Source organism: Microbacterium sp. Root166, from assembly GCF_001427145.1.
Taxonomy (GTDB): domain Bacteria; phylum Actinomycetota; class Actinomycetes; order Actinomycetales; family Microbacteriaceae; genus Microbacterium.
Genome location: NZ_LMGL01000003.1, coordinates 367,363 through 392,533 on the forward strand (window position 1 = coordinate 367,363; position 25,171 = coordinate 392,533).

At 71.0% G+C, this 25,171-nt stretch carries 18 protein-coding genes and 1 pseudogene; 6 read left to right on the forward strand and 13 right to left on the reverse strand.

The genetic code is table 11. The annotated features are described in order from the left end of the window. Nucleotides 1-46 precede the first annotated feature (46 nt). The 3 genes from ASD56_RS13515 (at nucleotide 47) to ASD56_RS13525 (ending at nucleotide 4,799) form a co-directional block, all read left to right on the forward strand. On the forward strand, nucleotides 47-1,570 hold the full coding sequence (locus ASD56_RS13515; protein WP_055966686.1) for an ATP-dependent DNA ligase: 1,524 nt from the start codon (nucleotides 47-49) through the stop codon (nucleotides 1,568-1,570). A 176-nt stretch (nucleotides 1,571-1,746) separates the two neighbouring features. After that, the gene (locus ASD56_RS13520) at nucleotides 1,747-4,014 is read left to right on the forward strand and encodes an HYR domain-containing protein (protein WP_055966689.1); all 2,268 of its coding nucleotides are present in this window, start codon (nucleotides 1,747-1,749) and stop codon (nucleotides 4,012-4,014) included. A 68-nt stretch (nucleotides 4,015-4,082) separates the two neighbouring features. Further along, the gene (locus tag ASD56_RS13525) at nucleotides 4,083-4,799 is read left to right on the forward strand and encodes an NAD-dependent deacylase (protein ID WP_055966692.1); all 717 of its coding nucleotides are present in this window, start codon (nucleotides 4,083-4,085) and stop codon (nucleotides 4,797-4,799) included. 26 nt (nucleotides 4,800-4,825) lie between these two features. Here the strand turns inward: ASD56_RS13525 and ASD56_RS13530 are convergent, their stop codons facing one another. The 13 genes and pseudogenes from ASD56_RS13530 to hrpA form a co-directional block, all read right to left on the reverse strand. Next, complete coding sequence (locus tag ASD56_RS13530) at nucleotides 4,826-6,091, reverse strand: sugar ABC transporter permease (RefSeq protein WP_055966700.1); 1,266 nt, start codon at nucleotides 6,089-6,091, stop codon at nucleotides 4,826-4,828. Next, complete coding sequence (locus ASD56_RS13535; RefSeq protein WP_082541475.1) at nucleotides 6,088-6,897, reverse strand: ATP-binding cassette domain-containing protein; 810 nt, start codon at nucleotides 6,895-6,897, stop codon at nucleotides 6,088-6,090. The genes ASD56_RS13530 and ASD56_RS13535 overlap by 4 nt, the downstream gene beginning before the upstream one ends. A gap of 86 nt (nucleotides 6,898-6,983) precedes the next feature. Further along, on the reverse strand, nucleotides 6,984-8,060 hold the full coding sequence (locus ASD56_RS13540) for a sugar ABC transporter substrate-binding protein (protein WP_055967226.1): 1,077 nt from the start codon (nucleotides 8,058-8,060) through the stop codon (nucleotides 6,984-6,986). Between the two features lie 158 nt (nucleotides 8,061-8,218). Beyond that, entirely contained in the window at nucleotides 8,219-9,466 is a 1,248-nt protein-coding gene (locus tag ASD56_RS13545) for an ABC transporter permease subunit (RefSeq protein ID WP_082541476.1), read from the reverse strand. Next, a complete protein-coding gene (locus tag ASD56_RS13550) occupies nucleotides 9,463-10,383 on the reverse strand; it encodes an ATP-binding cassette domain-containing protein (RefSeq protein ID WP_442922405.1) in 921 nt (306 codons plus the stop codon). Before ASD56_RS13550 ends, ASD56_RS13545 begins: the two co-directional genes overlap by 4 nt. Before the next feature lie 38 nt (nucleotides 10,384-10,421). Continuing rightward, nucleotides 10,422-11,507, reverse strand: coding sequence for a sugar ABC transporter substrate-binding protein (locus ASD56_RS13555; RefSeq protein WP_055966703.1), 1,086 nt, complete (start codon nucleotides 11,505-11,507; stop codon nucleotides 10,422-10,424). A gap of 9 nt (nucleotides 11,508-11,516) precedes the next feature. Further along, entirely contained in the window at nucleotides 11,517-12,704 is a 1,188-nt protein-coding gene (locus ASD56_RS13560; RefSeq protein WP_235565717.1) for an ROK family transcriptional regulator, read from the reverse strand. A 41-nt stretch (nucleotides 12,705-12,745) separates the two neighbouring features. Beyond that, on the reverse strand, nucleotides 12,746-13,432 hold the full coding sequence (locus tag ASD56_RS16640) for an OST-HTH/LOTUS domain-containing protein (protein ID WP_442922409.1): 687 nt from the start codon (nucleotides 13,430-13,432) through the stop codon (nucleotides 12,746-12,748). An 8-nt stretch (nucleotides 13,433-13,440) separates the two neighbouring features. After that, nucleotides 13,441-14,008: pseudogene (locus tag ASD56_RS16645) on the reverse strand (NYN domain-containing protein); the annotation flags it as partial. A 1-nt stretch (nucleotide 14,009) separates the two neighbouring features. Further along, nucleotides 14,010-15,008 (reverse strand): Gfo/Idh/MocA family protein, encoded by a 999-nt coding sequence (locus tag ASD56_RS13570; protein WP_055966709.1) that lies wholly within the window; start codon nucleotides 15,006-15,008, stop codon nucleotides 14,010-14,012. Continuing rightward, a complete protein-coding gene (locus tag ASD56_RS13575) occupies nucleotides 15,005-16,381 on the reverse strand; it encodes an O-acetylhomoserine aminocarboxypropyltransferase/cysteine synthase family protein (RefSeq protein ID WP_055966713.1) in 1,377 nt (458 codons plus the stop codon). The genes ASD56_RS13570 and ASD56_RS13575 overlap by 4 nt, the downstream gene beginning before the upstream one ends. A 57-nt stretch (nucleotides 16,382-16,438) precedes the next feature. After that, complete coding sequence (locus tag ASD56_RS13580; RefSeq protein WP_055966717.1) at nucleotides 16,439-17,380, reverse strand: quinone oxidoreductase family protein; 942 nt, start codon at nucleotides 17,378-17,380, stop codon at nucleotides 16,439-16,441. Nucleotides 17,381-17,409: 29 nt separating this feature from the next. Then, nucleotides 17,410-21,321 carry an ATP-dependent RNA helicase HrpA gene (gene hrpA / locus ASD56_RS13585; protein ID WP_055966721.1) on the reverse strand — a complete coding sequence of 1,304 codons (3,912 nt, stop codon included), beginning with the start codon at nucleotides 21,319-21,321 and terminating at the stop codon, nucleotides 17,410-17,412. A gap of 671 nt (nucleotides 21,322-21,992) precedes the next feature. On the opposite strand from hrpA, the gene ASD56_RS13595 reads away from it, so the two are divergent. From ASD56_RS13595 to ASD56_RS13605, 3 genes are read left to right on the forward strand one after another with little or no spacing between them, the layout of a single operon-like run. Beyond that, on the forward strand, nucleotides 21,993-22,493 hold the full coding sequence (locus tag ASD56_RS13595; protein WP_082541479.1) for an ArsR/SmtB family transcription factor: 501 nt from the start codon (nucleotides 21,993-21,995) through the stop codon (nucleotides 22,491-22,493). Continuing rightward, on the forward strand, nucleotides 22,472-23,311 hold the full coding sequence (locus ASD56_RS13600) for an aldo/keto reductase (protein WP_055966730.1): 840 nt from the start codon (nucleotides 22,472-22,474) through the stop codon (nucleotides 23,309-23,311). Before ASD56_RS13595 ends, ASD56_RS13600 begins: the two co-directional genes overlap by 22 nt. 20 nt (nucleotides 23,312-23,331) lie before the next feature. Beyond that, nucleotides 23,332-25,170 carry a thioredoxin domain-containing protein gene (locus ASD56_RS13605; RefSeq protein WP_055966734.1) on the forward strand — a complete coding sequence of 613 codons (1,839 nt, stop codon included), beginning with the start codon at nucleotides 23,332-23,334 and terminating at the stop codon, nucleotides 25,168-25,170. The last annotated feature ends 1 nt before the right edge of the window (nucleotide 25,171 follow it).

Sequence of the window (25,171 nt, forward strand, 5' to 3'; positions counted from 1 at the left end):
CCGTCGGGGCTGTGTCGGTGTCGCGACCCGGTGCGAGAATGCCGTCATGCAGCTCAGCGAGGTCGTGGCAGGCGTCGATGCGGTCACGGCGACGTCGTCGCGGCTCGCGAAGACCGCCGCGCTCGCCGCGGTGCTGCGAGGCCTCGCGCCCGATGAGATCGCCCCGGCCATCGGCTTCCTCACGGCCAGCCCGCGCCAGGGCCGCCTCGGCGTGGGCTGGCGCAGTCTCACCGCACTCCAGGTCGTGCATGCCGACGCGCCGTCCCTGCAGATCCTCGACGTGGATGCCGCACTCGATCGCCTGGCCGCCACGGCCGGCGCCGGCTCGGTGGCGGCGCGCAACGCCGAGCTGATCTCGCTCGCCCAGCGGGCGACCGCGGCCGAGTGGGACTTCCTGACCCGGGTCATGCTCGGCGAGCTGCGCACCGGCGCGCTCGAGGGTGTGCTGGTCGACGCGATCGCCAAGGCGGGGGAGAGGGATGCCGCGGCCGTCCGCCGCGCCGCCATGCTGTCCGGCGATCTCGGCGCCACCGCCCTGCTCGCGCTGACCGGCACCGCGGACGAGCTCGGCGCCGTCGGTCTCGTCGTCGGCCGTCCCGTCATGCCGATGCTGGCGTCGACCGCGTCATCGGTCGTCGATGCGCTCGGTGCGGTGACCGGCGAGGTGTCGGTCGAGTACAAGCTCGATGGTGCGCGAATCCAGGTGCATCGCGACGGCGACGACGTGCGGGTCTACACGCGCAACCTCGCCGACATCACCCACCGCGTGCCCGAGATCGTCGCGGCCGTCAGAGAGCTCCCGGCCCGCCAGGTGATCCTCGACGGCGAGACGTTGTCACTCGACGAGGACGGCGGTCCTCGGCCGTTCCAGGACACGATGTCGCGCTTCGGCTCGGAGAACGCCGCCGAGGTGATCCTGCGCCCGTGGTTCTTCGACATTCTCCACCTCGACGGCCAGGACCTGATCGACGAGCCGCTGTCGACGCGCCTCGACGCGCTGGAGCGGGTGGCCGGATCGTCCCGGATGCCCGGCATCGTCACGGCCGATGCGGAGGCTGCCGAGGAGTTCTCACGCCAGGCGCTCGCGGCCGGGCACGAGGGCGTCATGGTCAAGGGCGTCGACTCGCTGTATGCCGCCGGTCGCCGGGGCAAGAGCTGGCTCAAGGTGAAGCCGGTGCTGACGTTCGACCTCGTGGTGCTCGCCGTCGAATGGGGATCGGGTCGCCGCTCGGGCCAGTTGTCGAACTTGCACCTCGGCGCGCGCGATCCCGACGCCGCCACGAGCGAGAGCGGTTTCGTGATGGTGGGCAAGACCTTCAAGGGACTCACCGACGCCCTGCTTCAGTGGCAGACCGAGCACTTCCCCACCATCGAGACGCATCGCTCCGCCCACACCGTGCACGTGCGGCCGGAGACCGTCGTCGAGATCGCGATCGACGGGGTCCAGCGTTCGACGAGATATCCCGGCGGCGTCGCGCTGCGCTTCGCCCGCGTGAAGGGGTACCGGCCCGACAAGAGCCCGGCTGAGGCCGATACCATCCAGTCGCTCCAGGCGCTCCTGCGCGGCTGAAATCACTGCGTCCTGAGCCGACCCTGAGCCGACCCTGAGGTGGATCCTGTAGTGCCGCAGGCACGCACGGTGACACGATGGGCGCGGGACTGAGTTGTGCCGATGAACGTCGCAACCGGTGGGGAGAATGGGGATTCACCATGGCGCGATCTCGTGCGCTCAAAATCTGTACGGCGATGGGTGCAGCTCTGCTGCTGGTGATCGGCGGGGCCTCCGCGGCCATGGCTGATCAACTGGTGGTCGACGGCGACGGCGTGACAGCTGTCAGCGAAAACGCCGCGATCGTCGTGGCATGTACCGACCAGCCGGTGAGCTTTCCGGTGCTGATCGCGGCTGTGCGTAAGGGCAATCCGGACACGAAGCCCAATAACAACGTCTTCGCGAATGGGTCGAACGTGACCGTCACATTCACGACCGGCGATGCAGGAATGTCCGCGAGTCTCGCAGACCCGGTCATCTCGCTGCCCTCCGATTGGCAGGCAGGCAACACGCAGAACGACCTCAGCGACGAGGTCCTGACCGCCATCGTGACGCTTCCCGCGAAGGCCGCCGAAGGCACCGGCAACGTCAGGTTCTCCTACACAGGGACGAACAACGCCACCGAGCCCGTCACCGGCACCTCGTCCGTCGCGGTGACCTGGACCACCAAGACCTGCATCACCGACACCGTCGCCCCGCAGCTGACCCTTCCCGGTGAGGTCGTCGTCGAGGCCACCAGCGCCGCCGGCGCTGCCGTGGACTTCGCCTCGATGGTGAGCGCCACCGACGAGACCGGCCCGGCCATCGTGAGCGTCGACTGCCTCCCGGCATCCGGCTCCGTCTTCTCGCTCGGCACCACCACGGTGTCCTGCTCCGCGACCGACGCGGCAGGCAACACGGGCGCGGGCTCATTCGCCGTCGTCGTACGAGACACGACTGACCCCGTCGTCGGTTCGATGACCGACATCGGGTTCGAAGCAACAGACGAGCACACGATCGTGAACTGGACCGACCCGACGGCCACCGATGCCGTCACGGTCTCTCCTGCGGTCACGTGCACACCGGCGTCAGGGACGGGCTTCGCGGTCGGCGACACGACCGTCACCTGCAGCGCCACCGACACGGCCGGCAACACCGGCTCGGCATCGTTCACCGTCACGATCTCCGACACCACGGCGCCGAGCCTGGTGGTTCCCGCCGACCTCACCGTCGAGGCGACCGGACCCTCGGGTGCCGTCGCCGAGTTCGAGGCCTCCGCCTTCGACCTGGTCGACGGTGACGTCGCGGTGGACTGCGCACCGGCATCCGGAGCGCTCTTCGTCCTGGGTGACACGGTCGTCGAGTGCACCGCTGCCGACAGCCGCGGGAACGAGGCGAGCGGGTCATTCACGGTCCACGTCGTCGACACGACGAAACCGGTGGTGTCGACGCCGGCGTCGTTCGAGGCCGAAGCGACCGGCCCGAGCGGTGCCGACGTCACGTTCAGCGCCACTGCCTCCGACCTGGTCGACGGCTCGCTGACGCCCGTCTGCGTCCCGGCATCCGGCTCCACGCTGCCGCTCGGTATGAACGAGGTGACGTGCACGGCCACCGACGCCGCCGGAAACACCGGATCGAGCAGCTTCACGGTGACCGTCGTCGACACGAGGCCGCCGGTGCTGCAGGCGCCCGGGTCCATCACGGTCGAAGCGACGGGGCCCGACGGCGCGATCGTCGACTTCTCCGTGATCGCCACCGACATCGTGGACGGCGAGTTCGAGGCGACCTGCGACCCGGCACCGGGATCGACGTTCGCCCTCGGCGCCACCCAGGTCGACTGCTCGGCGACCGACGCGGCGGGCAACTCCGCCACGGTGGCCTTCCCCGTGACCGTGGAGGACAACACGCCTCCCGTCATCACGTGGGTCGATGGCCCGCAGCATGGCGAGTCGTACGTCTTCGGATCGGTTCCCCCCGCGGGCACCTGCACGGCGTTCGATCTCGTCGACGAGGTCGTTCCGTGCGAGATCACCGGGTACAAGGCCACCGTCGGCGAGGTGCACACGCTGACGGCCACCGCCTCCGACACCAGCGAGAACATCGCCGTCGACACCCGCTCCTACTCGGTCACGGCCTGGACCCTGCGCGGGTTCTTCCAGCCCGTCGACCTGAGCGGCACCTGGAACAGCGTGAAGGGCGGCGCCACCGTGCCGCTCAAGTTCGAGGTCTTCGCCGGGGCGACCGAGCTGACGGCGGTCTCTGCCGTGAGCGGCTTCACGGTCAAGGGCGTCGCGTGCCCCGGGGCCAGCATCGTCACCGATGACATCGAGATGACCTCGACGGGTGGTACGAGCCTGCGCTACGACGCGACGGCCGGCCAGTTCATCCAGAACTGGCAGACGCCCAAGAAGCCGGGATCCTGCTACCAGGTGACCATGACAACGCAGGACGGCTCGACCACAACCGCGCTGTTCAAGCTGAAGTAACCTCCCGCGATCACAGGAGGCGGAAGGCCCGGATCACTCGATCCGGGCCTTCCGTGCACAATGGGCGGGTGCGCATCGTGGTGCTGACCGGAGCGGGGATCTCGGCCGAGAGCGGGGTCCCGACGTTCCGCGACGCGGACGGGCTCTGGGAGGGCCACCTCGTCGAGGACGTCGCGACGCCGGAGGGCTTCGAACGCGACCCGGACCTCGTGCACGCCTTCTACGACGCGCGGCGGCGGGCGGCGGCATCCGTCCAGCCCAACGCCGCGCACCGCGCACTGGCACGCCTCGAAGGCGCGGTGGGGGAGGACCTGCTCGTCGTCACGCAGAACGTCGACGACCTGCACGAGCGCGCCGGCACCGGCAATCTCGTCCACATGCACGGTGAGCTCCGACGGGCGCTGTGCACGTCCTGCGGCGCGCGACCGGTGTGGGAGGACGACCTGGCGACGCGGCCGCCGTGCCCGGCGTGCGGAGAACGGATGCTGCGCCCCGACGTGGTCTGGTTCGGCGAGATGCCGTACGAACTGGACCGCATCGAACAGGCCGTGGCCGCGTGCGAGGTGTTCGTGTCGATCGGCACCTCCGGAGCGGTGTACCCGGCGGCCGGCTACGTGGCGCTCGCCTCGGCCCTCGGCGCGCACACGGTGGAGCTCAACCTCGAGCCGAGCGACGCCGTCGTCCCCTTCGACGACGCGCGGTCGGGCCGGGCCAGCGAGCTGGTGCCCGCGTGGGTCGACGAGATCCTCGAGGCACGTGAAAGGCGCCGGGTCAGCGGATGCTGAGGCCCGGCGCCCTTCGTGAGTGAGTACTACAGCCTGACGCCGCCGGAGCGGATGCGCGACAGCGCATCCACCGTTGCAGCGAGGATCAGCACGCCGCCGGTGACGAGAAGGTTGATGCCGGCCGGCAGGTTGAGCAGACCGAGGCCGTTCGTGATCACGGCGATCACGAGCGCGCCGATCGCCGCGTGCATGAGCCGGCCGCGTCCGCCGAAGAGGCTGACACCGCCGACGACCGCCGCCGCGACACCGCTCAGGACGATGTCGCGCCCGACGGTGGCATCCACCGAGCCGACGCGCGAGACGCTGAGCAGCGCGGAGAAGACCGCGAGGCTGGAGCAGATCACGAACGCCCACCACTTGATCCAGCGCACCTTCACGCCCGAGCGACGCGCCGCCTCGGCGTTGCCGCCGATCGCGTAGATGTATCGGCCGAACTGCGTGCGGTCGAGCACGAACGTGCCGATCCACAGGATCACCAGCACGATCGGCACGACGTTCGGCACGCCCTGCACGGCGATCGGTCCCTGACCGCGGTCCTGGTTGAGGATGAACACCACGGCGCCGCCGAGCACGGCGATGACGCCGAGCTTGATGAACACCAGCGAGATGTCGCGGTTGGGCACGCCCGCACGGACGCGGCGTGCGCGATCCCAGAACGACATGCCCGCCGAGACGGCGATAATGACCACGAGCATCGCCCAGCCGGCCCACACCGGAAGGTTGCCGTTCTGCAGGGCGATGAGCTCCGGCACCTCGACGCGGAAGAGTCCGCCGGGGCCGATGACCACGAGCGCGAGCCCCTGCAGGCCGAGGAACAGGCCCAATGTCACGACGAACGATGGAATGCCCACCCTCGCGACGAAGAAGCCTATGAGCGCGCCGATCAGGAACCCGAAGCCGAAGCCGATCGCCAGCGCGAGCGCCCACGGCACGCCCTGGGACGCCATCACGACGAACAGCGCCATGCCGACGCCGCCGGTCACGCCGGCGGACAGGTCGATCTCGCCCAGGAGCAGCACGAACACCAACGCCATGCCGAGCACGACGAGGGTGGCGGCCTGGTTGAGCAGGTTGGCGAAGTTGCGCTCGGTGAGGAAGAACGGGCTGAGGATCGAGAACAGGATGCTGAGGACAACGAGGCCGCCGACGGCGGGCAGTGCGCCCATGTCGCCGCTGCGAACGCGCTGCCACCATGCCTGGACCTGATCGCCCAGGCCGCCCTCGACGCCGCTGCCGATCAGGTCGCTGGTGAGCGGATCGGGCGCCGCTTCTGTGCGGGTGTTGCTGCTCATTCCGCTCCTCCCTCGGTGCGAAGGGTCGACGTGTCGATGATGCCGACGCCGCCGAGTGTCTTCGTGCCGGTGATGTAGCCCACGACGTCGTCGCGAGTGGTGTCGGCCACATCGATCTGCGCGACCATCTGGCCGAGGTAGAGCACCGCGATGTCGTCGGCGACCTGGAAGACGTCCGCGAGGTTGTGGCTGATGAGGATGACGGCCACGCCCTGCTCCTTCAGGCGCTGCACCAGGTTGAGCACCTGCTCGGTCTGGGCGACGCCGAGCGCGGCGGTCGGCTCGTCGAGGATGACGACGCGCGCCTTCTTCAGCACGGCGCGGGCGATTGCGACCGTCTGACGCTGGCCGCCCGAGAGCGACGAGACCTTCTGGCGCACTGACTTGACCGTGCGCACCGAGAGGGAGCGCAGGGTGTCGGACGCGTCCTTCTCCATGCGGCCCTCGTCGAACGTGCCGAACGAGGTCTCCTCACGACCGAGGAACATGTTCTGGACGATGTCCAGGTTGTCGCACAGGGCGAGGTCCTGGTACACGACCTCGATGCCCATGTGCGCGGCATCCCGAGGTTGGTGCAGGTCGCGGTGCTGCCCGTCGATGAGGACTTCGCCCTCGTCGTAGGGTTGCACTCCGGCGAGTCCCTTGATGAGCGTGGACTTGCCGGCGCCGTTGTCGCCGACGAGGGCGGTCACCTTGCCGGGGTACACCTTGAGGTCGACGCCCTTGAGGACGCTGACGGGACCGAATGACTTCTTGACGCCGACCAGCTGGATGATCGGCTCTGTGGCTGTGATGGTCTCTGACATACTCGCTTCCTTGCAGTGTGTCGGTGTGAGCGCGCAGAGGGCGCCGCGCCAGATGACGCGACGCCCTCGCGGCTTTGACCGGTAACTTACTCGGCCGTGACCCCGAACTCCTCGCACGCGGCCATGACCTCGGGCGTGCAGACGTCGTCGTAGGAGGCGTCGCCGGCGGCGATGACGTCCTTGACCTTGTCGGGTCCGACGAGGATCGGCGTGACCTGGATGTACGGCGTGCCGTCCTCCAGCTCGGCGTCGGTCTCGACCTCTTCGCCGTTGAGCAGCGCGATGGCGGTCTCGACAGCGGCCGTGGCCTCGTCCTTGACGGGCTTGTAGACCGTGGCGGTCTGCCAGCCGAGCAGGATGTTCTGCAGGCCCGCGACGTTCGCGTCCTGACCCGAGACGGCGACGCCGCTCAGGTTGTTGTCCTGCAGGACCTTGATGACGCCGGCCGCGTTCGTGTCGTTGGCGACCCAGACGCCGTCGACCTGACCACCGAGCGAGGTCAGCGCCTGCTCGAAGTTGGTCTGCGACTTGGCCTGGTCCCAGACTCCCGGGGGCTCGGCGGCCGGCGAGATGCCGGCTGCTTCCATGACCTCGACCGCGCCTTCCTTGAACATGGCGGCGTTGCCGTCGGTCGGGTCGCCGCCCATGTAGACGACGGTGGCCGACGCCGGGTCGACGCCCTTGGCGGCGAGTCCGTCGAGGACCGTCTGGCCCTCCATGCGACCGACCTCGACGTTGTCGAACGACACGTAGTAGTCGGCGCCCGAGAACGGGCGGTCGTACGCGATGACCGGGATGCCCTCGGCCTTGGCCTTGGTGGCGACGGCCTCGGCCGCACCCTGGTAGTCGACGAGCAGCATGACGCCGCAGCCCTGTGCGAGCTGCTGGTCCGCGATCGTCGAGTACTTGTTGACATCGCCCAGCGCGTTCTGGATGTCGGTCTCGAAGCCGGCGGCCTCCAGGCCCTCCTGGAGGTACTTGGCGTCGAAGTTCTCCCAGCGCGGCGACGAAGCGGCGTCGGGCAGGATCACGCAGGCGCGGCCGGCTTCGGCGTCACCGCCGCCGTCATCGGTCGAGCCGCCGCCGGTTCCCCCGGAACAGCCCGCCAGCATCACCGCGGCGCCGCTGAGGGCGACCGCGGCGAGGAGTGAAGACTTCTTCATCATTCGCCTTTCGTCATTGAAATGCGCGACCCCCAACGGCTTCTCCGCCGCACGTCGCGCTTGATGCGATCATCGCCGTGATCAGTTCATGGCGTCAAGTCTTGAACGTAACGCTTTGGCAACGCCGATTAAGCGTTTGTCACATGAAGCCAGTGCGGTCAGGCGATCCCCGTGGCCGCGCGCGTGCGGCGCGACACCGAATCGACGATCACGGCCAGGATCAGCACCGCGCCGGTGACCATGAACTGCACCGACGAGTCGAGATTCAGCAGCGTCAGGCCCGACGAGATCGACTGGATCACGATGATCCCGAGCAGCGCCGCGAAGGCCGACCCTCGTCCGCCGAACAGGCTCGCGCCGCCGATCACGGCCGCCGCGATCGCGTTGAGGTTCGTGTCCCCACCGCCCGAAGCCTGACTCGCCGAGGCGAGCCGGGCAGCGGCGAGGATGCCGCCGACCGCCGCCAGCGTCGAGCACAGCGCGAAGACGGACAGGTAGATGCGATCGACGCGGATGCCGGCGCGTCGCGCGGCCTCGACCGAGCCGCCGACCGCGTAGACGGCCCGGCCCCAGCGGGTGCGGGTGAGCGCGAGGTGCATGACGACGACGAGCGCGACGAAGAACAGGAACATCACGCCGACGCCGCGGTACAGGCTCAGGTACCACGCCGCCAGGAGCAGGAAGGCGAGCAGCCCCGCGCTGCGCAGCCCGATCTCGAGATACCCCTGGTTCGCGAGATCCGCCGCTGCCCGCCGTCGCGCACGGCGCACCAGCGTCCAGGCGTAGGCGCCGACCGAGAGCACCACGACGACGTAGGTGGCCCACGCCGGCAGGACCATCTGCTGGGCGAACTCCACGATCCACGAATCGAACGGGATGCCGATGGTCCCGGTGTCGCCGAGGACCCACAGCTGCAGCCCGAGGAAGCCCAGCAGGCCGGCGAGCGTGATGACGAAGCTGGGCAGGCCGAAACGGGTCAGCAGGGTGCCGTAGAGCAGCCCGACGAGGCAACCAGCGACGACCGCCGCGATCAGCGCGAGGATCAGCGGCCACTGCAGCTGCACGAACGCGACCGCCAGGATCGCGGCGGCGAGGCCCGAGACGGACCCGACCGACAGATCGATCTCGCCCAGCAGGAGCACCAGCACGACGCCGAGGGCGATCGTGCCGATCGCCGCGCACTGCATCGTGAGGTTCCAGAGGTTCTCGCTCCCGAGGAAGAAGGGGTTCACGGCCTGGAAGACGATCCAGATGACGACGAGCCCGCCGATCACCGGAGCCGGGCCGAGGTCGCCCCCGCGGATGCGCGCCACCAGCGAGGCGATCGCCGCACGGACGCCGTCAGCGCTCAGCAGTCGCGGGGCTGCGGCATCCGTTTCGGGAACGGCGCCGCGGTCGACGCTCACGAGCGTCTGCTTCCGGGGTCGGACGGGCGGCGCTTTCCGCCGGTGGGCATGCGGATGATCTCGGCGTCTCGCGCGCCGGGCGCGTGCGGGCCCGGCGTGGGCTCGGGCAGCTCGATCTCGTCCGCGGGGACAGGTCGCTCGGCGGCGCGGCGCGTGACGGCGTTGTCGGCGGCGCCGGTGATCGCGGCGATCAGGGTGGCGGTGGTCACGTCGGCGACGTTGTAGACGCCGTTGTTGCGGCCGAGCCGAAGCACGACGACGCGGTCGGCCACGGCCATGACGTCGGCCATGTTGTGGCTGATGAGCACCACGCCGTGGCCGCGCTCGCGCAGCCGCTCGATCAGGTTCAGCACCTCCGCAGTCTGCGCGACGCCCAGCGCCGCCGTCGGCTCGTCGAGGATCACGACCCGCGGGTCGCCGATGAGCGAGCGCGCGATCGCCACCGTCTGCCGCTGCCCGCCCGAGAGCGTCGAGACCGGCGTGCGCACCGATGGCATCTTCGCGGACAGCTCGCGCAGCAGCATCCAGGTGCGCCGCTCCATGTCGACCTCGTCGAGCATCGCCCCCTCGACGAGCTCGCGGCCGAGCCACAGATTCGCGACCACGTCGAGGTTCTCGCAGAGCGCGAGGTCCTGGAAGATCGTCGCGATGCCGAGCTTTTGGGCGTCCGCCGGGCTCGGGATGTCCACGAGCTCGCCGTCGAACTCGATGGTGCCGGCATCGGGGGCGTGGACTCCCGCGAGCACCTTGACCAGCGTCGACTTGCCGGCGCCGTTGTCGCCCACGAGGGCGACGACCTCGCCCTCGTTGACCCAGAAGTCGACGTCGGTGAGCGCTCTGACGGCGCCGAACCGCTTGCCGATCCCGCGCATGGTGAGGACGCGCTCGCGCGCTCGTCCCGCTCGCGGCTGCGTCATCGACATCGCCTCACGCCCTCCTCGCCAAGGTCAGGACCCTACCGGATGCCGGCAGCTTCGCACGCATCGGCGTAGGCCGGCGTGCAGATGTCGGCGACCGTCCAGAACCCGTCCGCCACGACGGTCTCGAGGATGTTGTCCACGGTGACCGCCACCGGATCCAGCAGCGTCGTGGGCACGCCGTTCGTCTCGGCGGGTGCGCTGACCTCTTCGCCCTCGAGCAGGGCGACGGCGATCTCGGCGGCGAGCTCGGCCTGCGGCTTGATCGCCTTGTAGACGGTCATGTGCTGGTCGCCCGTGATGATCCGCTGCAGCGCCGAGAGCTCGGCATCCTGACCCGTGACGATGGGGAACGGAGCGACGCCCGCGGCCTTCAGCGCCGAGATCGCGCCGCCGGCCACGGCGTCGTTCGCCGCGTACACGCCGGCGATGTCGTCGCCGAACTGCGAGATCTGGCCCGCCACCCAGTCCTGCGCCTCATCGGGGCTCCACTCCGGGGTGTCGTACTCCGCGAGCACGCGCAGGCCGCTGGGATCGATGACCCCGTGGGCGCCGTCACGGAACAGGGCCGCGTTGCTGTCGGTGGGCGAGCCGTTCAGCATCAGGATGCCGTCGCCGGCGTCCGCCTCGGTGACGGCCTCGACGAACGACTCCGCCTGCAGCCGGCCGACCTTCTCGTTGTCGAACGAGATGTAGTACGCGAGATCACCGCCCGCGATGAGGCGGTCGTACGAGATCACCGGAACGTCCTGATCGTTGGCCGAGCGCACGATGCTCACGGCGGCGTTGGCGTCGACGGGGTCGAGCACGAGCACTGCGGCACCGGCGGCAAGGGCGGACTCCGCCTGCTGTTGCTGCTTCGCGGCGTCCTGGTCGGCGTTGGCGTAGAGGACGTCGTAGTCGCCCAGCTCGGCGACGCGCTCCTCGAACACCGGCCGGTCGAAGGTCTCGTAGCGGGCGGTGTCGGCGTCGGGCAGCAGCAGCGCGATCGAGCCCGCGCCGTCCGACGGGGAAGCCTGCTGCCCGGTGCACCCCGTGGTCGCGGCGGCGGCGACGATGAGCAGGGTCGCAGCGGCGATGCGGGCGAGCGGCGTGATCAGAACCGGTCGTCCTGGTGGTGACATCCGCACGCGTCAGGCCGAGTAGGGAAGGGCCTGCGCGTCGACCGTGACGTGATCGAGTGCGACGGCGATGGCGCCGCGCGTCTCCGCCCACTCGCCGAACGACGCGCCGACGATCTCGGGGAGCCCCGCGGCGGAGGTGAGCGCGGCGCGCTCGAGCGAGTGCCGCATCGGGGCCATCAGGATCTCACCGGCCTGCGAGAGCTCGCCGCCCATGATGATCAGCTCCGGGTCGAACAGGTTGCACAGGCTCGCGGCCGCGATGCCGATGTGGCGCCCGGCGTCGGCGATGACGCGGCGCGCGCTGCTGTCGCCGGCCTCGGCCGCGTGCAGGAGGTCGCCGAGGCGCTGCATGCCCTCACCGGGAGGGAAGAGCGACAGCAGGGCCGGCCCGCCCGCATAGGTCTCGAGGCACCCGCGGTTGGTGCAGCGGCAGATCGGGCCGTTCTCGTCGATCGTGACGTGGCCGATCTGGCCGGCCTTGCCGTTGACGCCCCGGAACAGGTCGCCGTCGACGATGAGGCCCGCGCTGATGGTGTGCCCGACGCGGATGAACACCGACGAGGACGCGGCGCGTCCGTTGCCCTCGCGGGCTTCGGCGAGACCGCCGAGGTTCGCCTCGCTGTCGACGTAGACCGGTCGTCCGATCCGGGAGGAGAGGCTCTCGGCGACGTCGACGCCCTCCCAGCCGCGCAGCAGCCCCGGCGTCGAGACCATGCCGGTCCGGGGGTCGATCGGCGCGGGCAGCGCGAGCCCCACCGCGAGGAGGTCCGACAGCGAGCCGCCGAGCGTCTCCATCATGTCGCCGAGCAGCAGGCCCAGCCGATCGAGCTCTGCGTCGTGGCGGTGGTCCAAGGCAAGGGGCAGGGACGTCTGGGTGACGATCGCGCGAGCCGTGTCGGCGATCGCGATGTGCAGCTGGCGGGAGCTGAAGTGCACGCCGGCGACGAGCCCCAGCTGCCGCGCCAGCGAGACCAGCGTCGCGCGGCGTCCGCTGCGCGACGTGAACGAGGTGTGCAGCAGGCCCGACGCGGTGAGCTCCTTGACGATGTTCGACACCGTCGCTGGTGAGAGGCCGGTGCTGCCGGCGAGCTCGACCTGGGTCAGGCGACCGTGACGCTTGAGCGACTCCACCAGGCGCGCGCGATTGGCCTCGCGAAGCGAGGTCTGCGAGCCCGGCGGGGCGTTACGGCGTGCCACAGACGACACTGTACCGGACCCGCGTTTTCCCAGGCTGGGCCCTACTCCCGCAGGCGCACCAGGCGCTCGTGGCCGGACTCCTCGAGCTCGGCGATCGACTCGCGGGCCTTGACGAAGTCGTTGAACGAGCGGTACCCGAGCGCCTTCTCGCTGAACGACGGGTCCATGCGTCGCATATGGGTCTTGACCGCGGAGCTGTGGAGCCACTCGGAGTCGTCGTTCTTGTCGTGACCCAGCCGCAGCGCGCGCTCGAGGAGGCGCGTCGCGGTGTCCTGCGGGTCCTCGACCGGCTCCTCGGACGGCTGCTCGGACTCCGGCTCCGGCGCCGTCTCGGCCTTCGCCGCGAGGCTCTTCGACGACACGCGCCGATTCGTCCGCTTCGGTGGCGTCGCCGCCTGGAGCGCCGCGTTCAGCGAGGCCTCCACGTCCGCGGTCGTCGCCGGGGCGGAGTCGGTCAGGGTGGCCGGCTCGACGGCTGCGACCTGATCGGGCGCGGCGGCGGCGGCATCCGGGGTCGTGGTCGCCTTCGCGCGACGCCCGCCCGAGCGAGCGGCGGGAGGGGCGGGTGCCTCGGCGGATGCCTCAGCGGGCGCCTCGACGGGGGCCTCGGCATCCTTCGGCTTCGCAGAACGGGAGCGGGAGGCCTTGGCCGGCGCCTTCTCGGATGCCGCGTCCGGGGTCTTCTCGGCTGGCTTGTCGGCCGTGCGTCCGGTCCGGACCGCTGCCACCCGTGCGACACGGGGGACACCGGGCAGCGAGTCGTACGCCTCGAACTCGTCGCAGGCGGCGGCCAGCGACTTCGCCGTGGAGCCGGCCACTCCGACGCCCACGACATAGCGGCCGAGGCGCTTGCACCGCTGCGCGAGCGGGACGTAGTCCGAGTCGCCGGCGACGATGACGACGTGCGTCAGGTCGGGGAGGCGGAACATGTCCTCGACGGTGTCGACCGCGAGGCGGATGTCCGCGCCGTTCTTGGCATAGGCGGCGGCGGGGAACAGCTGCACCAGGTCGACGGCTCGCGCGACGAGCTGCGACCGGTAGATCGCGTTGACCGGCGACGACCAGTCGGCGTAGGCGCGCGTGAGCACGAGCGTGCCGAACGACGCCGCGAAGTCGATGATCGCGCCGACGTCGATGGTCGCCGCGGAGAGCCGTTCGGCGATCTCGGGGTCCGAGGGCGTCTCCGCGATGCGCTGACGGTCGCGCGAGTAGGAGTTCTTGCCGTGGACGCGGTCGTACCAGGACATGACGATGTTGTCGAAGTCGAGGTAGACGGCGACGCGGGGGTTCTGCGGGTCGGGCATGTCAGTCCTCCTGGGGGTAGCGGACGCCCACGAGCGTGCGCACCTCGTCGAGCGCGGCCATGATCGAGACCGTCTCGTCGATCGGGAGGAGGTCGCTGTCGGTGCGTTCCTCGGCGATCAGGCGCTCGGCGGCCAGCGCCTGGTACTGCATGCCGCGCCCCTCGATCGCGGTGACATAGTCCTCGAGGATCGTCCCGTCCGGGTCGATGACGCGGAAGGACGTCGGGGTGTACCAGACGCGGTCGATCTCGATGCGCGCCTCGGTGCCGATCACGCTGGCGGTGTTGGGCCCGGCGGCGCGCGAAGAGGTCAGCGAGGTCGAGATCGCGCCCGAGTCGTGGGTCATGATCGTCGCGATCTCACTGTCGGCGCCGGTGTCGCCGAGCCGGGCGGTCGCCGTGAGCGAGAGCGGCTCGCCGAGGATGTCCCAGGCGAACGAGATCGGGTAGATGCCGAGGTCGAGGAGTGCTCCGCCGCCGAGGTCCATCGCGTTCAGCCGGTGCAGCGGGTCGTCCGAGATCTTCTGCGTGTGGTCGGCCGTGACCAGCCGGACATCGCCCAGGGTGCCGGCGGCGATGATCTCGCGGATGCGGACCATGTGCGGGAGGTACCGCGTCCACATCGCCTCCATGGCGAGCAGGCCGCGTTCGGCCGCGGCGTCGCGCACCGCGACCGCCTCGGCGCCGGTGAGGGTGAACGGCTTCTCGACGAGCACGTGCTTGCCGTGCTCGAGCGCGAGGAGCGCGTGCTCGGCGTGGAACGGGTGGGGCGTCGCGACGTAGACGATGTCGACCTCAGGGTCCGACACCAACTCCGCGTACGAGCCGTAGGAGCGGGCCGCGCCGAACTCGGAGGCGAAGGCGGCCGCGGACTCCGCGTTGCGCGATCCCACCGCCACGAGGTCGAGACCGGCGGTGCGGAGGTCGGACGCGAAAGCGCGGGCGATCCCGCCGGGTCCGAGGATGCCCCAGCGCAGGGCGGGCGAGGAGGTCGGGGTCATGCACCGAGCGTAGCTGGCACGCGACGCTCGAAGTCAGCGGGAAGAGGGACCTCGGCCAGGGCGCGGGCGAGATCGGCGACGATGTCGGCCGGATCCTCGAGTCCGATGGACAGGCGCACCGTGGTCCACGAGATGCCGGCATCCGTCAGCTGCGACGCCGTCAGGTGGCTGTGGGTCATGGACGCCGGGTGCGCGACGAGGCTGCGTGCGTCGCCGATGTTGGCCACGAGCTTGACGACGTGCAGGCGCGCGATGAATGCCTCGACGAGGGCGAAATCGGCCTCGGTGTCGCCAGTGCTGTGCAGATCGAAGGCGAACACCGAGCTCGCGCCCTTCGGCAGGAACGCCGTCGCGTTCGCGTGCCACGGGCTGGATTCCAGGCCCGGGTGGTGCACACGGGCGACGGTGGGCTGCTCCTCGAGGAAGCGGGCGACCTCGAGAGCGCTGGCGGAGTGGCGCGCGATGCGCAGGTCGAGGGTCTCCAGGCCCTGGAGGAGCTGGAACGCGTTGAACGCCGACAGCGAGGGGCCGAGGTCGTGCACGTACTTCGTCTTCACCAGCGCGATGTACGGCGACGCCGTCGCGCCGAAGCGATCGACGAGACTGCCGCTCGGAACGCGGGGGTACGTCTCGGTCAGCTGCGGCCAGCGCGCCGGCTCCGTCGTGAAGTCGAAGGTGCCGAGGTCGACGATGACGCCCCCGAGGGACGTGCCGTGCCCGCCCAGGAACTTCGTCGCCGAGTGCACGGTGATGTCGGCACCGAGGTCCTTGACGCGCTGCAGGTACGGCGTCGCCACGGTGTGGTCGATCACGAGCGGCACGCCGGCGCGGTGGGCGATGTCGGCCACGGCGCGGACGTCGAGCACCTGCGCGATCGGGTTGGTGATCGACTCGGCGAACAGCGCGCGAGTGGTCGGCCGCACGGCCGCCCGCCACGCCTCGAGGTCGTCCTGGTCGACGAAGGTCACCTCGATGCCCCAGTCGGCGAAGGTGTCCTGCAGCAGGTCGACGGTGCCGCCGTAGAGCTGCCGGGACGCGACGATGTGCTCGCCCTGCTTGGCCAGCGCGAGGAGTGCGAGCGCCACGGCGGCCTGTCCGGAGGCCACACCCGCGGCGGCGATGCCGCCCTCGAGCTCGGCGACGCGCTTCTCGAACACCAGCACGGTCGGGTTCGCGGCACGGCTGTAGATGTTGCCGTCGCGGCGCAGCGCGAACAGCTCGCGAGCCTCGGTCAGCGACCGGAACTGGAAGGCGTTGGACTGGTGGATCGACGGGACCGCGGTGTTCTCGGCGATGCCGGCGTCGAAGCCCGCCTGGACCTGCGCCGTCGCGAACGAGCGCGGGGCCGGGGCAGCATCAGGCGCGTGTGACATGCGTCGATTATCGAGGGACGCCGTTCGCGCCGACCACCGTGTGTCGAACTGTTGCGCCTACGGAATGAGCGTGATCTTGCCGTCCACGCCGGCCTCGACCGCCTCGTGCGCGGCGGCGGCGTCGCCCAGGGGGAAGGAGGGGCCGAGCTCCACCGTGAACCGATCCGCGGCGAGCAGAGCGAGCGAGACCGGCACCGCTTCGGCGCGCCAGGCCTGCTGCTGCGGAGTGAGCGGCGTGGGCGAGCCGCCGGAGAAGGCACGGATGCCGAGGGCCGGGGCATCCCGTCCCCGCACCAGTGTCGCGATGCGACGGCGGTCGGCGACGAGCGCGAGCGACGTGTCGATCGCCTCGTCGGTGCCGGCGGCGTCGACGGCGACGGTCACGCCCTCCGGCGCGGCCGCCCGGACGCGGTCGGCGAGCCCGTCGCCGTACGCGACCGGGATGGCACCGAGAGCCCGCACGCTGTCGGCGCGACGCGGCGACGAGGTCGCGATGACCGTGGCGCCCCACAGCACCGCGAACTGGATCGCAGCCTGCCCCACCGCGCCGGATCCGCCGTGCAGCAGCAGGGTGTCGCCGGCGGAGACGCCGAGCGAGCGAAGCGTCTGATAGGCCGTGCCGACCGGGATGCCGAGCGCGGCGCCGGTCGCGGCATCCACGTTGGACGGGCGGGCGTGCACCCGCGTCGCGCTCACGACGACGTCGGTCGCGTAGGCGCCCGACGCGCCGGAGAACACGACCTCGTCGCCCGGCCGGAACCCGTCGACGCCGTCGCCCGCGGCCGTGACGACCCCTGCGCCGTCGGAGCCGACGCGACGGGGTGACGTGATCGGGTCCGAGGCGCGCCGCCCGGACCGCAGCTTGGCATCGATGGGGTTCACACCGGCGGCCTCGACGCGGATCGCGACCTCGCCGGGGCCTGGGACGGGCGGCTCGATCGAGATGCTGCGGAGCACGTCGGGGGAGCCGAACTCGGTGTAGACGATCGCGGAGGCCATGGCAGGGGCAACCGCTGGTCCAACGCGGGCTATTCCCGCAGGGCGCGCTGGATGCGCTGCAGCGACACCGGCTCGGCGGTGCCCAGCTGCTGTGCGAACAGGCTCACGCGGTACTCCTCGAGCAGCCAGCGGGCGTGGGCCAGCGACGACGGCGCATCATTCGGCAGGGGGATCGTTCCGCCGGCGTCCGCGTACACGGCGGCGCCTCGCTCGAACTCGGTCATCCGCTGGCGGTCACGCCCCGGGTTGTCGGCCAAGGTTTTCACGCGCTCGAGCGCTCCCCGCAGGTAGCGCGGGAAGTGGGTGAGCCGCGCGGTTCCGGTGCGGGAGACGAAGCCCGGGTGCACGAGCCCTGCGAGCTGATTCTTGATGTCGCCCAGGGCGCCCAGCAGGGTGAGCGAATTCTGCTCGCGCACGGCGCGCTCGACGTCGCGCGCGGTGGTGAGGATGCGCGAGCACAGCGACACCGTCTGGAAGAGCTCGTCGACGATGACCGCCGACAGGGCCTCGCGGACCGCTTCGAACCCGGCGCGCGTGCGCACGATTCCCCCGGGGGCGGTGCGCGCGATGACGGCGTCGGCCACGGCCACCCGGCAGTCCTCCACGAGCGCCTTGGCCGAGGGGTACGGGGATGCCGCCAGCGCCAGCTTCTCGGCCGAGGTCAGGTGGTCGAGCACGTACGTCGACGGAGAGGGCACCGCCAGCAGCAGCAGGCGCCGGACGCCCGCCTGGGTGGCGCGTGCCGCCGCCTCGGGCGTCGCCTCGATGCGCAGCGACACCGTGGCGCCGTCGTCCGCGAGAGCCGGATAGCCCCGCACGATCCCGCCGGCGACGCGGGTGTCCACGACATCCGGAAGATCGCCGAACGACCACTCCGTGAGCCCGGTGCGCTCGGTGAACGCGGGGGAGTCGCTGGCGCCGCGCCCGGGAAGGAGCCGCTCGGCCCCCGGCCTGCTCTCCTGCGCGCGGGTCACGGACTTCGCAACGGACGCGCGGGCACGACCCGAGAGCCGGTCCTGCAGGGTCGCCAGGTCCCGGTCCGAGCCGACCGTGCGGCCGCGCTCGTCGACGGCGCGGAACGAGACGAGCAGGTGCTGCGGGACTCGCTCGAGCTCGAAGTCGGCTGCGGTCACGGGCTGGTTCGCGACGCGCTGGATGCGCACCGCCAGCGCCTCGCGCAGCCTCATCGGGGGCCGGCCCGCGTGGGATTCCGGCCCCTGGGAGGCGAGCTCGCCCGCGAACGTCGTCGCCCAGTCGGCGGCCGGGACGACGTGACGGCGGATCGCCTTGGGAAGCGAGCGGATCAGCGCGGTGATCAGCTCGTCGCGCATGCCCGGCACCTGCCAGTCGAACCCGTCGGGGCGCAGCTGAGCGAGCAGCGCGAGCGGCACGACCGCCGTGACGCCGTCGTCGGGCGCTCCGGGTTCGAACCGGTAGGCGAGCGAGAGGACCTGATCGCCCTGCTGCCAGCGGGCCGGGAAGTCGCGCTCATCGCCGCGGGAGGCCTCGTCGACGAGGTCGGCCTCGGTCATGTCGAGCAGCCGGGGAGTGCGGGTCGCGGCATCCCGCCACCACGCCTCGAACGAGCGCACGTCGAACACGTCGCGCAGGATCCGTGCGTCGTAGAACCGGTAGACGGCCTCGTCGCCGACGAGGATGTCGCGGCGGCGCTCGCGCTCCTCGATCTTCTCGAGGCGCCGGCGCAGTTCGAGGTTGCGCCGCTCGAAGGCCGTCAGGCGCTTGTCGAGGGCCGCGGCGTCCCAGTCGCCTTCGACCAGCGCGTGCCGAAGGAAGAGCTCCCGTGCGAACGGCCGGTCGAACCGCGCCAGCTGCACCCGGCGTCGCGGGATGATCTCGACGCCGAACAGCGTGATCTTCTCGTAGGCGGATGCCGCACCCGCCGCCTTCGACCAGTGCGGCTCGCCGAGCTGACGCTTGGCGAGGTCGCCGGCGAGGGGCTCGGCCCACTCGGGGTCGATTGCGGCCACGGTGCGGGCGAACAGGCGCGAGGTCTCGACGATCTCGGCGGCCATCACGGCGGACGGGCGCTGCTTCTTCAGGCCCGAGCCGGGGAAGATCGCGAAGCGGGTGCCGCGGGCGCCGAGGTACTCGGCGGAGCGCCGAGTATCAGCGCGCTCATTGCGACCGGCCTTCGCTGCCGTCTTCGCAGGTGCGCGGTCGTCGAGGATGCCGATCTGCGAGAGCAGACCCGCCAGGATCGCGCGGTGGATGTCGTCGGGGTCGGCCGTCGCGGCGGATGCGGCGGCCTTGCGTGACGTGCCGAGGATGGCGCTGAGCTGACGGTGGACGTCGGACCACTCACGGACGCGCACGTAGTTGAGGTGCTCCTGGCGGCACATGCGGCGGAAGGCGCTCGAGCCGAGCTCGGACTGCTTCTCCTGCAGGTGGTTCCACAGGTTCAGCAGGCTGAGGAAGTCGCTGGTCGGATCCGTGAATCGCGCGTGGAAGCGGTCCGCCTCCTCGCGGCGCTCCTCGGGCCGCTCGCGGACGTCCTGGATCGACAGTCCGGCGACGATGACGAGGACGTCGCGCAGCACGTTGGTCTTGCGCGCCTCGATGAGCATGCGGGCGAAGCGGGGGTCGATGGGGAGCCGTGCGATCTCGCGGCCGAGCTCGGTCAGCGAGGGGGAGCGGTCGCCCTCGCGAGAGGCGCGCACCGCGCCGAGCTCGGTGAGCAGGTCGAAGGCGGCCTTCACCCCGCGCGAGTCCGGCGGCATGAGGAACGGGAACGACGAGATGTCGCCGAAGCCCAGCGACAGCATCTGCAGGATGACCGAGGCGAGGCTGGTGCGCAGGATCTCGGGCTCGGTGAACTCGTCGCGGCTCGCGAAGTCCTCTTCGGAGTACAGGCGGATGGCGACGCCGGGGCTCGTTCGTCCCGCGCGCCCGGAGCGCTGTTGCGCCGACGCCTGCGAGATGGCCTCGATCGGGAGCCGCTGGATCTTGCTGCGGTTGCTGTAGCGGGAGATGCGCGCGGTGCCGGTGTCGATCACGTACCGGATGCCGGGCACGGTGAGGCTGGTCTCGGCGACGTTGGTGGCGAGGATGACGCGGCGGCGCACGCCCGCAACGGCCGAGCGCTCGAACACGCGGTGCTGTTCGGCGGAGCTCAGCCGCCCGTAGAGGGGGAGGACCTCGGTGGGCGCGGCATCCTTCGCATACATGCCGCGGACGGCATCCGTCGCATCGCGGATCTCGGCCTCGCCCGGCAGGAAGACCAGAACGTCGCCCGCCGGCTCGCGGTCGAGCTCACGCAGCGCGGTCGTGATGCCGTCGACGTCGTCGCCCTCGGGCCGGTCCTTCGTGGCCTTCGCCGCCGGGCGGTAGCGGACCTCGACGGGATAGGTGCGGCCGGACACCTCGACGATGGGGGCCGGGTTGCCGTCGCGATCGGCGAAGTGCTTCGCGAAGCTCTCGGGGTCGATCGTCGCGCTCGTGATGACGACCTTGAGGTCGGGCCGCTTGGGCAGCACGCGCTTGAGGTACCCGATGAGGAAGTCCACGTTGAGCGAGCGCTCGTGGGCCTCGTCGACGATGATCGTGTCGTAGCGCTTGAGCAGCCGGTCGCGATGGATCTCATTGAGCAGGATGCCGTCGGTCATCAGCGCGATGCGGGTGTCCTCGGACACCTTGTCGGTGAAGCGCACCTTGTACCCGACGGCGGACCCGAGCGGCACCTGCAGCTCTTCGGCGACGCGCTCGGCGATCGTGCGGGCGGCGATCCGGCGCGGCTGGGTGTGCGCGATGCGCGTGCGGCCGAGCTCGAGGCAGATCTTCGGCAGCTGGGTCGTCTTGCCCGATCCGGTGGCGCCCGCGACGATCACGACCTGGTGATCGCGGATGGCGCGCGAGATCTCGTCGCGCGCGGCGCTGACGGGCAGCTCCGGCGGATAGGAGATCACGGGCTCGGACGCGGACATAGCCTTCGATCGTATCGCGCTGCTGCGGGCGGACTGCGCCGGTGCCTGCGATCGAGCCTCGTCGCAGAAGGCGAGACGCCGGCCCGAAGGTTCGGCACCTCTCGAAATCGCATGTGACTATCGTCGACGTCTACCAGGACTGGATCGACCTCGGCATCGACGGCTTCCGCATCGACACCGCCAAGCACGTGAACNGGGGGGGGGGGGGGGGGGGGGGGGGGGGTCCGCGCACTTCAGCGCCCAGCATCGTCGTGCGTTGGCGGCTGCAGGCCCGGCCACCACAAGAACTCGGGTGAGCTCATGCGCACACCCGGCTAGGTCTACGCGTGTGAGCGCGAGTTCACACGGTGTTCCCGGTTCGGCCAGTTCTACCGTGTGAGCGCGAGTTCACATGGTGTTCCGAGGTTCGGCCAAGTCTCCCGTGTGAGCGCGAGTTCACATGGTGTTCCGGGTTCGGCGGGGCTGTGTGAGCGCGAGTTCACATGCGATATTGATGGACTATCGACCGGCCGGGTGTCATCGATTCCCCGATCGACGCCGCACGATTCGACGCCGCCCATCGACCCCGGCACTCGCACCGGCTTCTCCACCGAATCGCTCCACCGCGAGCCTGTCCACACCCGAGAACCGCGGTCCTTCGCGCGTCGCGCCGCGACGTAGCGTTCCATCGCATGCATCCCTTCGAGGCGTTGGCGGAGCCTGCCCGGCGCAGGATCGTGGAGATCCTCGCGAGCGGCGAGCACACCGCGGGTCAGCTCGCCGAGATCGTGGGCGGAGAGTTCCGCATCAGTCGCACGGCAGTCTCCAAGCACCTCCGCGTCCTCCGCGACGCCGGGCTGGTCGACGTGCGCGCAGACCTCCAGTGGCGTTGGTATCGACTGGCCTCCGCCGGCGTGGAACTGATCGAGCACGAGGTCGACGACCTGCACGAGAAGCTGATCCGCCAGGTGGGCTGGAATCCCGACACGCTGCGCGATCACGATCCGCTCGCCGAACCGCCGACATGGGCGCGTGTGCCCTTCAAAGGACCCGGCCGTGGTTACCGACGCGGCACACGGGGCCGTCAGACGGAGCCTCCCGAGCCGGCGAGCGATCCCGATCTCGGGCTGTACCCGGTCCCGCCCGACCCCGAGCCTCTTAGGCTTGATCCATGGCTTCGACTCCCGCAGTGACCCTCAACGACCGCAACACCATCCCCCAGCTCGGCTACGGGGTGTTCAAGGTTCCGCCGGCAGACACCGAGCGCGCCGTGCTCGAGGCCTTCGAGCTCGGCTACCGGCACATCGACACCGCCGCGATCTACGGCAACGAGGAGGGCGTCGGCGCCGCCATCGCGTCGAGCGGCCTTGCCCGCGACGAGCTCTTCATCACGACGAAGCTCTGGAACGACCGCCACGACGGCGAGGAGCCCCGTGCCGCGATCGGCGAGAGCCTCGACAAGCTCGGCCTCGACAAGGTCGACCTCTACCTCGTCCACTGGCCGACCCCGGCCCGCGACAACTACGTGCACGCGTGGGAGAAGGTCATCGAGCTGCGCGAGGCCGGCCTCACCCGCAGCATCGGCGTCTCCAACCACCTCGTGCCGCACCTCGAGCGCATCGTCGCCGCGACGGGAGTGACCCCGGCGGTCAACCAGATCGAACTGCACCCCGCGTACCAGCAGCGCGAGATCACCGACTGGGCCGCGGCCCACGACGTGCGCATCGAGTCGTGGGGCCCGCTCGGACAGGGCAAGTACGACCTCTTCGAGGCCGGCCCCATCGCCGCCGCCGCCGAGGCGCACGGCAAGACGCCCGCCCAGGCGGTGCTGCGCTGGCACCTGCAGAAGGGCTTCATCGTGTTCCCCAAGTCGGTGCGCCGCGAGCGCCTCCAGGAGAACCTCGACGTGTTCGACTTCGAGCTGACCGAGGCCGAGGTCGCCGCCATCGACGACATGGACCAGCCCGACGGGTCGGGTCGCGTCAGCGCCCACCCCGACGAGGTCAACTGACCGTCTGACCGGACAGGGTCATGAACCGGCGCCTCGCGGAGTCCACGAGCCCGTACCTGCGCGCCCACGCGGGCAACCCCGTGGACTGGTACCCATGGGGCGAAGAGGCCTTCGCCGCTGCGCGCGAGCGCGACGTCCCGGTCGTCGTCTCGATCGGGTACTCGACCTGCCACTGGTGCCACGTGATGGCCCGGGAGTCCTTCGAGGATGCCGCGACCGCCGCCGACCTGGCCGCGGGCTTCGTCGCGATCAAGGTCGACCGGGAAGAGCATCCGGAGGTCGACGGGGCCTACATGGCGGCGGCCGGCGCGTTCACCCAGAGCCTGGGCTGGCCGCTCACCGTCTTCACGACGCCCGAAGGCCGGCCGTTCTACGCCGGGACGTACTTCCCGCCCCAGCCGCGCGACGGCCTGCCGGCGTTCCGGCAGGTGCTCGCCGCCGTGCGCGAGGCCTGGACCGAGCGCCGTGACCAGATCGACGGGACCGCCGATGCGGTGGTGTCCGCGCTCGCAGAGGTGCGCGAAGCGCCGGCCGCGGCATCCGCTCTCCCGACGGTGGAGGCGCTCGCCGCCGCCGCCCGCGCGCTCGCCGACCGCGAGGATCGCGAATTCGGCGGCTTCGGCAGCGACCCGAACGCCCCCAAGTTCCCGGTCGCGACCGCGCTGCGCTTCCTCCAGGCTCCGGCGGTTCGGGATGCCGCACCCGACGCGGCCGCCTCGGCCGGGCGCGCGCTCGACGCGATGGCCTCCTCACCGCTGCGTGACGCGGTCGAGGGCGGGTTCTTCCGCTACGCCACCCGGCGCGACTGGAGCGTCCCGCACTACGAGCGCATGCTCACCGACAACGCCCAGCTGCTCGACGTCGCCCTCGACGCCGGCGACGACGGCACCGCCCGCGGCGTCGCCTCGTTCCTCCTCGAGGTGCTGCAGCGCCCCGGCGGCGGGTTCGGGGCCGCGCAGGACTCCGAGTCGTGGATCGACGGCGCCCGCAGCGAGGGCGGCTACTACCTGCGGGATGCCGCCTCCCGCCGCGAGCTCGACCCGCCGGCGGTCGACGCCAAGGTGGTGACCGGCTGGAACGGTCTGGCCATCGGCGCGCTCTCCCGAGCCGGCGTGCGGCTCGGCGAGGAGGCCTGGATCCATGCCGCGCGGCGCGCGGCGGACGCGGTGCTCGCCACGAACTCCGCCGGCGACGGACACCTGGTGCGCACCTCGCTGGACGGCACGGCGTCGAGCGCGAGCGCGGTGCTCGCCGACTACGGCCAGCTCGCCGACGGCCTGTTGGCACTCGCCGTCGCGACCGGCGACGTCGCGTACGCCGAGCGCGCCCGCGCGCTCGTGGACGCGTGCTTCGACCCGGCGGGAGCGCCGACACTGCCCGGCGGCGGGGATCCGGTCCTCGCCGCGCAGGGCGTGGGGGCACCGGATGCCGCGTCCGACGGCGACGAGCCCTCGGGCCCCGCCGCTCTTGCCGGCGCCGCGACGTCGCTGTGGCTGGTCGGCGCGGGCGAGAGGTTCCGCGATCGCGCCGAACGACTCGTCGCCCTCCGCGCCGATGCCGCGCTCGCCCAGCCCCTGGCCTACGGCGCGCTGCTGCGCGTCGCCGCCCTCCTCGCCGTCCCGCCGCGCCAGGTCGTCGTCGTCACGGCCGATGGCGGCGACGCGCTGACCACGGCCGCGCGCCGGCTGCCCGCCGACGTGCTCGCCATCGTCACGCCGTCGCAGGCCGCCGCGTTCGCCGAGGCCGGCTTCGAGCTGTTCGCGGCGAAAGAGCTGCGCGGCGGCGCATCGACCGCGTACGACTGCCGCGCGTTCGCCTGCCGGCTGCCGGTCACCGACCCCGCAGAGCTCACCGCCTGAG